The sequence below is a fragment of the Flavobacterium sediminis genome (assembly GCF_003148385.1).
Lineage (GTDB): Bacteria > Bacteroidota > Bacteroidia > Flavobacteriales > Flavobacteriaceae > Flavobacterium > Flavobacterium sediminis.
Genome location: NZ_CP029463.1, coordinates 687,442 through 702,487, shown reverse-complemented (window position 1 = coordinate 702,487; position 15,046 = coordinate 687,442). Strand labels below are relative to the sequence as shown.

Sequence of the window (15,046 nt, the reverse complement as noted above, 5' to 3'; positions counted from 1 at the left end):
AATTTAAGTGGCAAATTTAAAGAAATTTAGCGGGAGTTTGTTAACGAAATACTTTATTTTTAAACAAGTTGATTATTAAAATTTTAATAAATGATTGCTTTTGGCTACATTAGCTTAAAATTTCCCAAAAATGAAAAAACTTTACTTAATAATGCTTCTTGTTTTAGGCTTTGTTGCTTTTGCTCAAACGGAACAGGAAGAATTTAACCGAATGGTAGAAGCAGAAATGAAATCTGCTGCTGCGATTCAGAATTTTCAAGTTAATCCGAATACTCAAAATTATGATATAACCTATCATGAATTACGATTTTCCGTAGATCCGGCTGTTTATTTTATTAGCGGGCAGGTAACGACTACGTTTACTGCTTTAGAGGATATGAACAGTATTACTTTTGACTTGACTGATGTTTTAACAGTCAGTAGCGTTACTTTGGGAGGAGTGCCTTTAACCTTTACTCAGAATGTAAGTGAAGAGCTGGTAATTAATTTACCAACAACTATAATAAACGGAACATCGGCGACAATTACGATTAATTATTCGGGAGCGCCTGACACTGACGAAGCGGCTTTTACTGCAACAACTCATAGTGGTACACCTGTTATTTATACACTCTCAGAGCCTTTCGGTGCTCGAGATTGGTGGCCGTGTAAGCAAGATTTAAACGACAAAGTGGATTCAATTGATGTGTATATTACGGCACCGGATACTTATGTGAGTGTGACCAATGGTTTAGAACAATCGGTTGTGGATAACGGTAACGGAACAAAAACGACACATTTTCATCATGGTCATCCTATTCCGGCTTATCTGGTAGCAATTGCAGTAACTAATTATCAGATCTATACACAAACGGCAGGGATCGGAACGACATTTCCGATTGTGAACTATATTTATCCTGAAAACTACACTACGGCGCAGACACAATTAGCAGAAACCTTGCCTATAATGAATGTGTTTGAAACGTTGTTTGAACCTTATCCTTTTTTGAATGAAAAATACGGACATGCTCAGTTTGGTTGGGGCGGAGGAATGGAACACACTACGGTTTCTTTTATGGGGAGTTTCGGAAGGAATTTGATTGCGCATGAATTAGCCCATCAATGGTTCGGAGATAAGATTACTTGCGGAACATGGAAAGATATCTGGTTGAATGAAGGCTTTGCCGAATATTTATCAGGTCTGATTGTTGAAAACCTGGACGGGGTAACTAATTTTGTCTCTTGGAAAGCGTCAAAAATTAGTAATATTACGTCTCAGGTCGATGGGGCAGTATATTTAACAGATACTGAAGCAACAAATGTGAGTAGGATTTTTAGTGGTAGATTAAGCTATAATAAAGGAGCAATGGTTTTGCACATGTTGCGTTGGAAAATGGGAGATGCCCTGTTCTTTCAAGCCTTGCAAAATTATTTGGCAGATGCTAACTTGGCTTATGCGTATGCGATCACGCCTCAGTTGCAATCTCATTTAGAAGCTGTTTACGGAAGTAGTTTGACAGAATTTTTTAATGACTGGATCTACAATCAGGGGTATCCGAGTTATACAATTACAGCTCAGAACTGGGGTGCCGGTCAGGCAAAGATCACAGTAAATCAAAGCCAGTCTACTGCTTCTGTGACGTATTTTGAAATGCCTTTAGAGATCCGGTTGTTAGGCGCCGGAGGAGAGATTCAGGATGTAGTTGTCGATAATACATACAACGGACAAGAATTTGTGGTTGCTGTCCCGTTTGTGGTTTCAGATGTTGAGTTTGACCCTAATTACCACATTATTTCCAGAAATAATACAGCGACTTTAGGAACAGATTCTTTTACAATTGATGAATCAATTACATTGTACCCGAATCCTGTACAGGATGTTTTGACGATAAAGATGCCGAATTCAATGCTTTTACAGAATGTGACTATTTATAATGATTTGGGACAAAAAGTTTTGGAAAGCGAACAGTCTGAGATAGATCTAACGGCATTGGCAGACGGAATGTATGCCGTGAAGCTGCAGACAAGCGAAGGGGAAATTCATAAAAAATTGATAAAAAAATAGACTAACCCTAAAATAATGATAAAAAGTAAGGTGAAAACCTTACTTTTGTCGTTCTAAGTAAAAATGAAATTATAAAATGATTCAATTAGCACAAATCGTATTTATCTTATCGGTTTTAGTTATTCTTCACGAGTTTGGTCATTACATCACAGCAAAATGGTTTAAAGTAAGAGTAGAAAAATTTTATCTCTTTATGGATGCCGGTTTTTCTTTATTTAAAAAGAAAATAGGAGAAACAGAATGGGGGATCGGTTGGTTGCCTATAGGAGGATATGTAAAACTAGCCGGAATGATCGATGAAAGTATGGATACTGAACAAATGAAACAAGAACCGCAACCATGGGAGTTTCGTTCAAAACCGGCTTGGCAACGATTGATCATTATGTTAGGAGGTATTATTGTAAATATTCTTTTAGCCTGGTTCATTTATACCGTAATGTATACGACGGTTGGTAAAAAGTACGTTTCTACGGAAGTTATTCAGAAAAACGGATTGGCTTTTGGAGAAGTAGGTCAAAAAGCAGGGTTTAAGAACGGTGATAAAATTGTTTCGGTAGACGGAAAATTTCAGGACAACTTTAGCCGCATGGTAATGGATATTTTATTCAGTAGCGAAGTTAAAGTAGATAGAAACGGCGAAGTGGTTACCCTAAACTTGACAGACGAGCAAATCGGTGATATTTTAGCGAAAGAAGGGAGAAATTTTATAGCGCCTCGTATGCAGGGAGCAACTGTTGATTCTGTTTGGGCTGATACACAAGCAGAAAAAGCTGGGCTGAAAAAAGGCGATTCTATTATTGCCTTAAACGGGAATAAGTTTAAATTTACAGATGAGTTTTCATCAACATTGGGACATTATAAAAATGATTCGGTATCGATAACTCTTATTAGAAATAACAAAGAAGAAATACTAAAAGCAAAAACCGATTCTATTGGAAAACTTGGTTTTATGTTTAGAACGTATTTAAAAGATGATTATGTGATTGAACAAAAAATGAGTCTTTTTGAGGCGATACCTGCTGCTATAAAAGAATCATGGTCTTTATTAGTATATAATGTCAAAAGTTTCAAATTGATTTTAAGACCGGCTACAGGAGCTTATAAACAAGTGAAAAGCCCGGTGGGGATTGCACGCCAATTACCGGATACATGGAACTGGGAGTTTATATGGAATTTCACAGCATTATTTTCAATCGGTTTAGCGTTTATGAACTTGTTACCTATTCCGGGATTAGACGGAGGTCATGCCTTGTTCACTATTGCTGAAATGATTACTGGAAAAACATTAAGTGATAAAGCAGCTGGCTATGTTCAGACAGCAGGAATGATTATCTTGCTAACATTGATGGCATTAACATTTGGTAAAGATATTGTACAGTTAATAATCGATAAATTTTTCTGATTTTTTTAGAAAAATAATTTGTGAGTATAAAAAAACGGTTTATATTTGCACTCGCAAAAAAGGTAATACACCTTCCTCCTTAGCTCAGTTGGTTAGAGCATCTGACTGTTAATCAGAGGGTCCTTGGTTCGAGCCCAAGAGGGGGAGCAAACTTTTTTGTAAACGGAATTTAACCTATACGGTTATTCCTCCTTAGCTCAGTTGGTTAGAGCATCTGACTGTTAATCAGAGGGTCCTTGGTTCGAGCCCAAGAGGGGAGCAAAAAATAGAAAGCCTAGCGAAAGTTGGGCTTTTTTTGTATCAATACGTTAAATACTACTGTTGTCATGCCACGTGAATTTCAATTTCAAGTTTCTCCGGAAGTAGCAGCTCAGGAAGTGCTGTTAAAACAACATGTGGCTAAGCTGTTCCAAGTTTCTCCTCAGGATATTCAGAAGGTAAATGTTGTGAAACGCTCTGTTGATGCGCGTCAAAAGAGCATCAAAATCAACATTAAGGCTATCGTTTATTTAGTAGGAGAAGAATACCATGAAACGACTATTGGAATTCCGGAATATCCGAATGTAGAAAATGCACAGGAAGTCATTGTAGTTGGAGCAGGTCCGGCTGGCCTGTTTGCGGCTTTGCAATTGATTGAAAAAGGATTAAAGCCAATTGTTTTAGAACGTGGAAAAGATGTCCGTGGGCGTCGTCGCGATTTAAAAGCGATCAATAGAGATCATGTGGTTAATCCGGAATCGAATTATTGTTTCGGAGAAGGAGGTGCCGGAACGTATTCTGACGGAAAATTATACACCCGTTCTAAAAAACGCGGCGATGTAGATCGAATTCTTCAGTTATTAGTAGCTTATGGTGCGTCATCGGAAATTTTGGTTGAGGCGCATCCTCATATTGGGACTAATAAACTACCACAGATTATTCAGGATATTCGTGAAAAAATTATTGAACATGGCGGAAAGGTTTTGTTTGAAACTAAAGTAACGGATATTCTCATTAAGAATAATGAGGTAAAAGGAATTGTTACGCAATATGGCAATACTATTTTAGCGCCTAATATTATTTTGGCAACCGGACATTCGGCACGGGATATTTTTGAATTGTTATACCAAAAAGGGATTGAGATTGAAGCAAAGCCTTTTGCATTAGGAGTTCGGGCTGAACACCCGCAAAGTCTGATCGATAGTATTCAGTATTCTTGTGATTTCAGAGGGCAATATTTGCCACCGGCACCTTATTCGGTTGTGAAGCAGGTGAACGGAAGGGGAATGTACTCTTTTTGTATGTGTCCCGGTGGAGTTATTGCACCTTGTGCTACTGCTGAGGGAGAAGTGGTAACTAACGGTTGGTCTCCTTCAAAACGAGATCAGGCTACTGCAAATTCCGGAATTGTGGTAGAATTACGATTGGAAGATTTTAAACCGTTTGCTAAATTCGGACCGTTAGCCGGAATGGAATTTCAGAAAGATATTGAGCAACGTGCCTGGCGTTTGGCAGGACAAACTCAAAAAGTTCCCGCACAGCGAATGGTAGATTTTTCGCAACGAAAAACATCTGCTGAAATACCCAAAACGTCGTATGTGCCCGGAACAACTTCAATCGAATTAGGAGAGGTTTTTCCCGGATTCTTGACACAAACGATGCGTCAGGGATTTCAGGAGTTCGGAAAAAGTATGAAAGGTTATTTTACCAATGAAGCGATTTTGCATGCACCTGAAAGCAGAACATCTTCTCCTGTACGAATTTCGAGAGATCCGCAAACTTTAGAACACATACAGATTAAGGGACTTTACCCTTGCGGTGAAGGAGCGGGTTATGCCGGAGGAATTATCTCAGCCGCTATAGACGGAGAAAAATGTGCTCTGAAGATCGCTGAAAACCTTAAAAAGTAGGTTGAAATTGAAGGAAGCCTTTTCCTAGAAAATCAATAATGTCAGAGGCAATTAAACTTTCCTGACTTTTTTCTGTAGAAGCCAGATCACCTGCTAAACCATGAAGGTAAACACCCAGAATGCAGCTTTCTTTTGCAGTATATCCTTGAGCTAATAAACCGGTTATTATTCCGGTCAAAACATCACCGCTTCCGGCCGTTCCCATTCCCGGATTTCCGGTACTATTGAAATGGAGTGTTCCGTCCGGACAAAAGATACAGGTATAAGCACCTTTCAGCACAACATAAATTTTTAGTTGGTCTACTAATTTGAGTGTTTTGTCTATTTTTTCAGTGTCGTTTTTCCATGAACCGATCCAGCGAGATAATTCTTTCGGATGTGGTGTGATAATGCTGTTTACGGGAATTGTTTTTTGAAGTTCTGTATGTTCGGCCAATAAATTTAAGGCATCTGCATCTATAACCAATGGTTTGTTACAATTCATAAGTACTTCTTTCAGGAGTGCTAAGGTATTTTGCTCTTTTCCGATACCCGGGCCAATGCCTACGGCATCGTAGTGGTAAGCAAAATTTCCTGAAACAATGTTTTCTTCTTCACTTAAAAGTGTCATGATTTCCGGATTTGCTGTCTGAATAACAGTGTTTCCGCTTCGTGGAATTAGTGCAGTTACTAATCCGCTTCCGCTTTTTAAACATGCTTTCGACGATAAAACAGCAGCTCCCATTTTTCCTAGACTTCCTGTAATCAGGAGTGCATGTCCGTTTGTTCCTTTATGCGCAAATTTTGTTTTGGGTTGATAGATCCGGTGGCAATCTTCAAAGGTAGTGAAATACACATCAGTACTTTGTTGGGCAATGCCTTCCGGTAGCAAGCCAATGGGTAAAATGATTATTGTGCCGCTTTTATGTTCGTTGTCCGGAAGTAATAAGGATAGTTTCGGAAATTCGAAAGTAAGCGTGTAATCGGCATTTATAATCGTATCGTAAGTGTTTTTATGATTGTCATTCGTAAAAAGACCGCTAGGAAGATCAATACTGATCGTTTTTTTATTTAGCGAATTAAGGTATTGAATAATTGAAGATTCCAGTCCGGTCACAGGGCGGTTTAATCCATAGCCAAAAATAGCGTCAATAATAATGGTATTTTCGTCCGGTTGAAGAGTGAGATCGACCATGCTTTCAATGGTAATGGTTTGTCCTTTATTGGCATGCCAAAGCTCAAAATTAGATTCGAAATCTTCAGAATAATGATCGCTTTTTTTGACGTATACCGTTACATTGTAGAGTTTTTGTTTCAATATTCTGGCAATTGCCAAACCGTCACCGCCATTGTTGCCTATGCCACAAAATACATGAAAGTTATGTTGGTTGTCAAAATGTTTCATGATCCATTTACTGCATGCTTCTGCCGCTTTTTCCATAAGGTCAATGGAAGAAATAGGTTGGTTTTGTATGGTAAATACATCAACTTTTTTGATCTGTTCCGCTGTTAAGATTTTCATTCTTCAATAAAGGATTTAATTTTGTTTTTGTCGCCAACGATCCAAACGACATCGCTATCGTGAAGGATATAGCTTGATTTAGGATTTAGCATGCGATGACCATTGTGTTCTACTCCAACGATAATTCCGTTCGTTTCTTCTCGTATGAGAGAGTCTTTAATACTTTTGTTAACGAAAGAAGTGTTTTTAATATCCAGTTTCCAAAGTACAATTTCCATATCAGAATTGTCTGTGGATATGAGGTGGTTCTCTAAATATTTTTTGAACTCATTGACTTGTAAATCCGTTCCGATCACGTGCAATTCATCTTGAGGATAAATGAGTTCCGTTTTTGAAGGAATGTATACGGTTTTGTTTTCTCGTTTAATGAAAGCAATGTTAATTCCGAATCGCTCCCTGATCTTTAAGTCTTCTATAGTATGACCGCTGAAAACAGAATCGCACGGAACAACAAAAGACGCTATGTGACCATCCCAGGGTGTAAGGTTCTGACGTTCGATTTTAGGTTTGCTTTCTTTTCCGTTCTCTTTGAAATTTTTCAGAAAATGATCTTCCAGACGATAATAGAACTGATTGATCTGTTTTGTATAGGTAATGTAAACGAATATAGCCAGAAAGAACATTATAATGCCAAAGAAAGGCGAGATGATCTTATTAAGCATAAAACCGATCAAAAATACAGAAAGCAGCATTCTCGCGATGAACATTATAATTATAGCACCTCTGTATTTTCGTTCCTGAATTAAACTCTGAACAGCTTCTTTATTGATACGCTTCAAAGAGATCGCCCATAAAAACGGCAATAAAAACATCAGAGTAACCAAAGCTGTAATGATGGAACTGAAAGGTAATTTAAGTTCTTCGGTAAAGGGAAGCAAATAAAAACGGGATAATAAAATAATAGCAACAGCTAAAACGGTATTGATGGTTACCTGTCTTGTGTAATCAAAGATATAAGATTTCCAAAGGCTTGTCGGTTTTATTGCTTGGGTATAGGCACTGTATCGTTCAATTTGTTTTACCCATCTTTTAGGAAGTTTGTCTTCAACAAAAGCGGCAAACGGGGTAGAGAACTTAATCATGTAAGGCGTTGTAAAAGTAGTGATTGCAGAAACGGCAACTACTACCGGATATAAAAAGTCCTGAGTTACTTTTAGTGATAAGCCTAAAGTAGCAATGATAAATGAAAATTCTCCTATTTGGGATAAACTCATACCAGCCTGTATGGATTGTTTTAAAGGTTGTCCGGAAAGAAGAGAACCAATCGTAGAACTTATGGATTGCCCGAAAATGGTAACTAAAGTCAAAATAATTACCGGAACATAGTAGGTAACTAAGGTTTGCGGATTGATAAGCATTCCGACTGAAACAAAGAAAATTGCACCGAAAAGGTCTTTTACAGGTTTGATCAATTTTTCAATATGTTCTGATTCGGTTGTTTCAGCGATAATAGATCCCATGATGAAAGCACCTAATCCGGGTGAGAACCCAGCACTGGCAGCAAAGATGACCATTAATAAACAAAGTGCGATAGATATGATCAGGAGCATTTCGTCCGTTAAAAGATGTTTGGCTTTATTGAGGAAACTAGGGATAAAAAAGATTCCTAAAATAAACCATAAGATTAAAAAGAAGATCAGCTTCAAGATAGCAAAGATTAATTCGCTTCCTGAAAACTGACTACTTACAGCAACAGTGGAAAGTAAGACCATCATTAAAATGGCTAAAATATCCTGAACGATCAGTGAACCGATAACATTTCCGGCAAATTTCTGGCTCTTCACACCTAATTCTTCAAATGCTTTTAAAATGATGGTGGTAGACGAAATAGATAGAATGACACCTAAAAACAAACTGTCCATATTAGTCCAGCCCATTAGTTGTCCAACTGTATAACCTAAAAGGACCATACAGACAATTTGTGTTAATGCCGTAATAGAAGCTGTTCCGCCTACTTTTGTTAGTTTCTTAAAACTGAATTCTAGCCCTAAACTGAATAAAAGGAAGATAACACCTATTTCTGCCCAGATGGAAACATCGTGTGTTTTTTCTACTGTCGGAAAAAAATGAAAATTATTACCGGCTAAAAAACCTGCAACCAGATATCCCAAGACTAATGGTTGTTTTAGCTTCTTGAAAATAATTACAGCAATACTTGCGGTAATCAGGATCAGGCCCAAGTCAGTGATTAGTCCGGGTAAATGAATTGCATTTTGTGATAAACTATAAAACGGCATATAATTCTATTAGATTTTTCCCCTCCAAATTAAGCAAAGAAATGTAATCGGGCAAGAGTAGTTAAAACGAAAAATGATTTTTATGAAAAGATTATGATAAAGGTTAGAGCTATAGAGGTAAATGAAAAGTTTTTTTATCGGTTTATATTATTAAATTTGTATTTCGTGAAAACTAAGGATTAAGTATTCAATTTATGAAAGAAGAAAAAGTAATATTGGTTGACCAAAACGACAAACCGGTCGGACTTATGGAAAAAATAGAAGCTCATGAAAGAGCTTTGTTACATAGGGCTTTTTCCGTTTTTGTATTGAATGATAAGAATCAGGTTTTACTTCAGCAACGAGCAAAGTCAAAATACCATTCTCCCTTATTATGGACCAATACTTGTTGTAGTCACCAGCGACCGGAAGAAACCAATGTAGAAGCCGGAAAGAGAAGGCTGAAAGAAGAAATGGGATTTGAGGTAGAGTTGAAGGAGTTATTCCATTTTATTTATAAAGCACCATTTGATAACGGTTTAACAGAACACGAACTGGATCATGTTATGATCGGTAGATTTGACGGAGAGCCGAAGATAAATCCCGAAGAAGTGGAAAGTTGGAAATGGATGGCAATAGATGATATTAAGGAAGATCTGCAGCTAAATCCTGAAATGTATACCGTTTGGTTCAAGATAATTTTTGATGAATTTTACCATCACTTAGAAAGTCATAAAGTTTAAAAACTAGTATTATGAGAGCTACTGTTTCCAGAAAAGCCCATTTTAATGCTGCGCACCGCTTGTACCGCAAAGATTGGTCTATGGAAAAAAACGAATCCGTTTTTGGAAAATGCAACAATCCGAACTTCCATGGGCACAATTACGAACTGGTTGTAAGTGTAACCGGACAAATAGATGTAGAAACCGGCTTTGTAATGGATATAAAAATTCTGGCCGATCTGATTAAGGAACACATAGAAGAAGCTTTTGACCATAAGAATCTAAATATGGATGTAGAGGAGTTCAAAGACTTAAACCCTACAGCCGAAAATATAGCCGTCGTTATCTGGAATAAACTGAGATCTTTGATCAGTACAGATAAAGAATTGGAAGTAACTTTATATGAAACCCCAAGAAATTTTGTAACCTATAAAGGCGAATAATGTAACATGAAAGCTTATCCTATTCAATTTGAAGCAATTTTAAAAGAACGAATTTGGGGAGGAACCAAATTAAAAGATTACTTGAATAAACCCATTATTTCTGAGATTACCGGCGAAAGTTGGGAGATATCGACTGTTCCCGGTGATATAAGTGTTGTGGCAAATGGCGATTTGAAAGGTCGGAATCTCAATGAGATCATAGCCGATTTCCCGAAAGAGATCTTAGGAGAAAGAGTTTTAGAGAATTTCGGACAGCAGTTTCCGTTGCTGTTCAAATTCATTGATGCCCGTGAAGATCTGTCTATTCAATTGCATCCCAATGATGAGTTGGCTAAAAAGCGTCATAATTCTTTTGGTAAGACCGAAATGTGGTATGTAATGCAGGCTGAAGAACAATCACGTTTAGTGGTTGGGTTTAAAAAAGCAAGTAATCAGAAAGAATATGTACAACATTTGGAAAATAATTCATTGTTAGAGTTATTGGAAGAAATTCCGGTAAAGGCAGGTGATGTATTCTTTTTAGAAACCGGAACCATTCATGCTATCGGGTCAGGTGTTTTAATCGCTGAAATTCAGCAAACCAGTGATGTGACGTATCGTTTATATGATTGGGGCAGAGTAGATGCCGAAGGAAAATCCAGAGAATTGCATACAGAATTAGCGTTAGAAGCAATTAATTATGAACTGACGCCTTCAAAGATCACGTATACAGCAAATGAGAATCAAGCTACAGAATTAGTACACTGTCCTTATTTCAATACCGATGCTTTACCGGTGGATGGAACAGTAAAATGGAAATCGCATGAAGGTTCTTTTACTGTTTTTATGTGTGCAGAAGGAAAAGTTACATTCACTGTCGAGGGTGTAACGTATACATATCAAAAAGGAGATACAGTACTGATACCGGCTGAAATATCTTCAATAGTTATAGAAGGTAAGGCAACTTTGTTAGAAATTTTTCTATAAAAAGGCTTTGTAAAAGATATTTCTTTAATTTTGCATAAATTTTTAAACCAAAGAAAAAATGGCAAGCGTTAAAAACTTGAAAAAAGAAATCAACTACGTTTTAGGAGATTTAGTAAACATCGTTTATGTATGGGAGATGACTCACGGAGGGAAACCGACTGAGGCTACGGATGAAATTGTTGATAGTATTTACGACAAATATGATGAATTGATTACTAAAATCAACAATAATTCAGTTGAAAATAAAAAAGCATACTTCAAAGAAATTCGTAAAGAATATGAGGAAGCTGCTAATCAATTAGTTGCAAAAATCAACGATTTAAACTAAAAAAAAGTATAAAAAAAATGCGGTTTTTTTTTGCAAATGTAAAAAACAGATTTATATTTGCACCGCAATAAAGTTCACGGGACATCAGTGATAACGTGAATTTTAAATGCCGGTGTAGCTCAGCTGGCTAGAGCAGCTGATTTGTAATCAGCAGGTCGTGGGTTCGAGTCCCTCCATCGGCTCTTAAAAAGAGAAAACTTTTGTTTTCTCTTTTTTTGGAAAAAAAGAAAGAAAAGTTACTCTATCAAATCAAAAAAAAAGGAAAGCATTTGCTTTCCTTTTTTTTATACTGTAAACAAACCATTTTTATAAACCGGCTTGTTCTAATTCTTTATTGATAAAAGCAATTTCCTCAGTAGTAAGTTTAATAGTAATCGCTTTTGCGTTTTGAACGGATTGTTCCGCATTTCTGGCTCCGGCTAATGCAATAGTGATTCCCGGGCGTTCTATGGTCCAACGTAAGACCAATTGGGCTAAAGTAGCGCCTTTCTCATCAGCTAGAGGTTTTATTTTCGCTAAAAAAGCATTAGTTTTAGTAATACTTTCATCTGTGAAAAACTTGTTTTGAGCCCTGTGATCCCCTTCTTGAAACTGATAACCGGGTTTCATTTTTCCGGTTAGTAAACCTCTTTCTAACGGACTATAAGCTAAAACGGATTTATTGTGTTCTATGCAATAGGGTACAGTTTCTTTTTCCACATCACGATTTACCATACTGAATGGAATTTGATTGGATGCTAATTTAACGACTTTTTCAGCTTCAGCCATTTGCGCAGCAGTGTAATTGCATACCCCGGTATAACGTATTTTTCCTTGTTCAATTAAACGTTCTACGGCTTCAAAAGTTTCTGTGATAGGTGTTGTGCTTTCCGGCCAGTGTATTTGGTACAGGTCAATATAATCAGTACCCAGCCTTTTCAAACTGTCTTCACATTCTTTGATAACACTTTCTTTTCCGGCGTATTTATAAATAGCAATAGGTTCACCGTTGTTCTTTTGACTTTTAAAAGCGAAATCTCCTTTAGCCAGATCCCAGCGCATTCCGAATTTTGTCAGAATCTGTACTTTGTCACGGGCAATTCCTTTTATAGCTTCTCCAACGATTTCTTCACTGGTTCCCTGCCCGTAAATGGGAGCCGTATCAATAGAGGTTACGCCTAGATCATAAGCAGCTTTAATTGCTTCGACAGCATCGTTATGTTCGGTTTTGCCCCACATCCATCCTCCGGCAGCCCATGCTCCAAAAGTAATTGCAGAAACGGCTAAATCTGTTTCTCCTAGTTTTCTGAATTCCATAGTTCTTATTTGTTGTAAATTAATTTACGAATGAAGTGTTTTCCCTAACGGGAATAGCTTGTAAAAATAAGTAGTTCCTCAAATTTACGAAGAAATAAAAAAAGAGGCAAAAGCCTCTTGTTATTTATTGTTCTGATTTTTTACGTTCTTCAATATGTTCTTTTAAAAATTTACCATATTTAGACTCAGCTACTTTCGGAGTCATTTTTTTAGCAACTGTATCTAAATAAGGTAAAGCAATATCCGGAATTTCAGTTAATGCTAAATAAGGCGCTATTTCATAGTCACCATGAGTTGCGGCAAAATTAGCTACGTAGCGGTATTTGCGAACCAATAGTTTTTGGTAAGCATCTTCAATGCTATCGTGTGTTTTTTGATTAAAATCGATTTCGTTTTGAAGTCTCTTAGTAATCAATTCCAGATTAGCATCTGTAAATTTAGAATTTAAGGAATCAAATTTTTTCCATAGATCATGGTTTTTAGAACCTTTTACTTTCGCACTTCTATAGAATTCGTTTAAAGAAGTATTGATGGTAATGTTTCCAGGTTCAGCAAAAACAGCCAGACTGTTGTCTATAGAATTGGTTTGACCGCGATCCAGAAATAAATAAATTACTTCAGGTGATTCCAGATCAAAAGCCGTATCAAAATTAGAATTTCCTTTAAAATTGATACTATCAATAGTAACTAAAGTAGTGTCTTGAAGTTTTTTAATGAATAATTTTCCCTGGCTTAAACCTTTTATATCACCTGTAAGATGAACATTACCGTTTTGTTCTTGTTTGTTGCAGGCAACGAAAGCCAATAGACCTAATCCGAAAAGAATAACTTTTTTCATATATGAGATAAACAAATTATTGAGGTGATACAATTTCCATTAAATAAGTACAAAGAATAGCTCCGTATGTTCCGGCAATATAGCCAAAAATGGCTAATAGAACACCAACACTTGCGAGTGACGGATGAAAAGCCGATGCGACAACCGGTGCTGAAGCGGCGCCTCCTACATTGGCCTGACTTCCGACAGCTATAAAGAAATAAGGTGCTCTGATAAGTTTAGCCACTATAAAAATAATTAAAAAGTGAATGGTCATCCAAAGGATTCCTACCATAATTAACCCCGGATTTTCTAATACAGCAAACAGATCCATCTTCATTCCGATTGAAGCCACTAATATATAAATAAAAATACTTCCTATTTTGCTGGCTCCGGCTCCTTCATATTTTTTTAGGGGAGAAAAAGACAAAGCAATACCCAGTATAGTAGCAATAGTAATCATCCAAAAGAAGGTGCCACCGAATGTAGAGGCAAAGCTTTTTGGGTCGCGAACCGTTTCAAAATGAGTGTTGAAAAAATCGGCTAACACTTTTGAACCCCAATGTGCCAATCCGACTGAGGTAAAGGCTATTGCCGCAATTATCATGTAATCGGTCAGTGTGGGGTTTCGTTTAACACTTTCCTGATAGCTCGAAACTTTATCTTGTAATTCCTGAATAGAAGAATTGTCGGCTTTCAGCCATTTGTTGATGACTTCTTTTTTGCCAATACCATAAAGTAAGGCAGCCATTCCGATATTAGCAACAACGATGTCAACCAAGACCATGGCGCCATATTTTTGTTGGTTGTATTTGAATATTTCAAGCATAGCTGCCTGATTGGCACCGCCGCCTATCCAGCTACCAGCCAAAGTAGATAATCCCCTCCAAACGGCATCAAAACCTTGACCTCCTACAGTTTCAGGTGAAAAAGCTGAAACGATCAAAATGGCTACAGGACCGCCTAGAATGATCCCTATAGTTCCTGCCAGAAATATAATTAAGGCCTTCGGACCCAAGTTTAGTAAGGCTTTTAAGTCAATGCTGATTGTCATCAGCACTAAAGCTGCCGGTAGTAAGTAACGACTGGCAACAAAGTAAATTTTTGAGCTTTTAGTTACTATTTCGCCTTTGGAATCCAGTTCTGTCCATTCGGGGAAATAATGTGGAACGAACTAAAAAACGCGGGTAACAAATAGCATAGTAATAAAGCCGGAACAATGCTGTAGAATTTTTTCCAGAAGCCTTCTTCTTTTGAGGAAGTATAGAAAACTAATCCTATAAGAAACATTAGAATTCCGAAAACTATTGTATCATCAGTAAAGAAAGGTGGATTATGCATTTTGTGTTATTTTGGCACAAATAAAAGAAAAAATCCTCAAAATACTGAGTACTTTGAGGATTTATATGTTAGAATAAATTT

Annotated in this window: 11 protein-coding genes, 3 tRNA genes and 1 pseudogene; 10 read left to right on the top strand and 5 right to left on the bottom strand. The window is 37.1% G+C overall.

All coding sequences use genetic code 11. The features are described 5' to 3' along the window. Positions 1-130 precede the first annotated feature (130 nt). The 5 genes from DI487_RS03325 to DI487_RS03305 all read left to right on the top strand — a co-directional run bounded on the left by DI487_RS03325 (position 131) and on the right by DI487_RS03305 (position 5,335). Positions 131-2,044, top strand: a complete 1,914-nt coding sequence (locus tag DI487_RS03325) for a M1 family aminopeptidase (protein WP_109568398.1) — start codon at positions 131-133, stop codon at positions 2,042-2,044. Between the two features lie 76 nt (positions 2,045-2,120). Continuing rightward, the gene (rseP, locus tag DI487_RS03320; RefSeq protein WP_109568397.1) at positions 2,121-3,446 is read left to right on the top strand and encodes an RIP metalloprotease RseP; all 1,326 of its coding nucleotides are present in this window, start codon (positions 2,121-2,123) and stop codon (positions 3,444-3,446) included. 73 nt (positions 3,447-3,519) lie between these two features. Next, positions 3,520-3,593 (top strand) — tRNA-Asn (locus DI487_RS03315). 44 nt (positions 3,594-3,637) lie between these two features. Then, positions 3,638-3,704, top strand: a tRNA-Asn gene (locus tag DI487_RS03310). Positions 3,705-3,772: 68 nt separating this feature from the next. Next, a complete protein-coding gene (locus DI487_RS03305; protein WP_109568396.1) occupies positions 3,773-5,335 on the top strand; it encodes an NAD(P)/FAD-dependent oxidoreductase in 1,563 nt (520 codons plus the stop codon). Here DI487_RS03305 and DI487_RS03300 read toward each other — a convergent pair. Next, positions 5,325-6,836, bottom strand: a complete 1,512-nt coding sequence (locus DI487_RS03300) for an NAD(P)H-hydrate dehydratase (RefSeq protein WP_109568395.1) — start codon at positions 6,834-6,836, stop codon at positions 5,325-5,327. The two genes, DI487_RS03305 and DI487_RS03300, sit on opposite strands and share 11 nt — an antisense overlap. Then, positions 6,833-9,073 carry a cation:proton antiporter domain-containing protein gene (locus tag DI487_RS03295; protein WP_109568394.1) on the bottom strand — a complete coding sequence of 747 codons (2,241 nt, stop codon included), beginning with the start codon at positions 9,071-9,073 and terminating at the stop codon, positions 6,833-6,835. Before DI487_RS03295 ends, DI487_RS03300 begins: the two co-directional genes overlap by 4 nt. 194 nt (positions 9,074-9,267) lie before the next feature. Here DI487_RS03295 and idi point away from each other — a divergent pair, with 194 nt between their 5' ends. From idi to DI487_RS03270, 5 genes are all read left to right on the top strand, one after another. Continuing rightward, positions 9,268-9,795 carry an isopentenyl-diphosphate Delta-isomerase gene (gene idi / locus DI487_RS03290; RefSeq protein WP_109568393.1) on the top strand — a complete coding sequence of 176 codons (528 nt, stop codon included), beginning with the start codon at positions 9,268-9,270 and terminating at the stop codon, positions 9,793-9,795. An 11-nt stretch (positions 9,796-9,806) separates the two neighbouring features. Further along, the gene (locus DI487_RS03285) at positions 9,807-10,217 is read left to right on the top strand and encodes a 6-pyruvoyl trahydropterin synthase family protein (protein ID WP_109568392.1); all 411 of its coding nucleotides are present in this window, start codon (positions 9,807-9,809) and stop codon (positions 10,215-10,217) included. Between the two features lie 6 nt (positions 10,218-10,223). After that, positions 10,224-11,183, top strand: coding sequence for a type I phosphomannose isomerase catalytic subunit (locus DI487_RS03280; RefSeq protein WP_109568391.1), 960 nt, complete (start codon positions 10,224-10,226; stop codon positions 11,181-11,183). Between the two features lie 58 nt (positions 11,184-11,241). Then, the gene (locus tag DI487_RS03275) at positions 11,242-11,511 is read left to right on the top strand and encodes a hypothetical protein (protein WP_109568390.1); all 270 of its coding nucleotides are present in this window, start codon (positions 11,242-11,244) and stop codon (positions 11,509-11,511) included. 108 nt (positions 11,512-11,619) lie between these two features. Next, positions 11,620-11,693 (top strand) — tRNA-Thr (locus DI487_RS03270). Between the two features lie 124 nt (positions 11,694-11,817). Here the strand turns inward: DI487_RS03270 and DI487_RS03265 are convergent. The 3 genes and pseudogenes from DI487_RS03265 to DI487_RS03255 form a co-directional block, all read right to left on the bottom strand. Then, positions 11,818-12,807, bottom strand: coding sequence for an aldo/keto reductase (locus DI487_RS03265; RefSeq protein ID WP_109568389.1), 990 nt, complete (start codon positions 12,805-12,807; stop codon positions 11,818-11,820). A gap of 124 nt (positions 12,808-12,931) precedes the next feature. Beyond that, positions 12,932-13,645, bottom strand: a complete 714-nt coding sequence (locus DI487_RS03260; RefSeq protein ID WP_109568388.1) for a DUF4369 domain-containing protein — start codon at positions 13,643-13,645, stop codon at positions 12,932-12,934. Positions 13,646-13,661: 16 nt separating this feature from the next. Beyond that, positions 13,662-14,965 (bottom strand): annotated as a pseudogene (locus tag DI487_RS03255) (DUF819 family protein). Positions 14,966-15,046 lie beyond the last annotated feature (81 nt).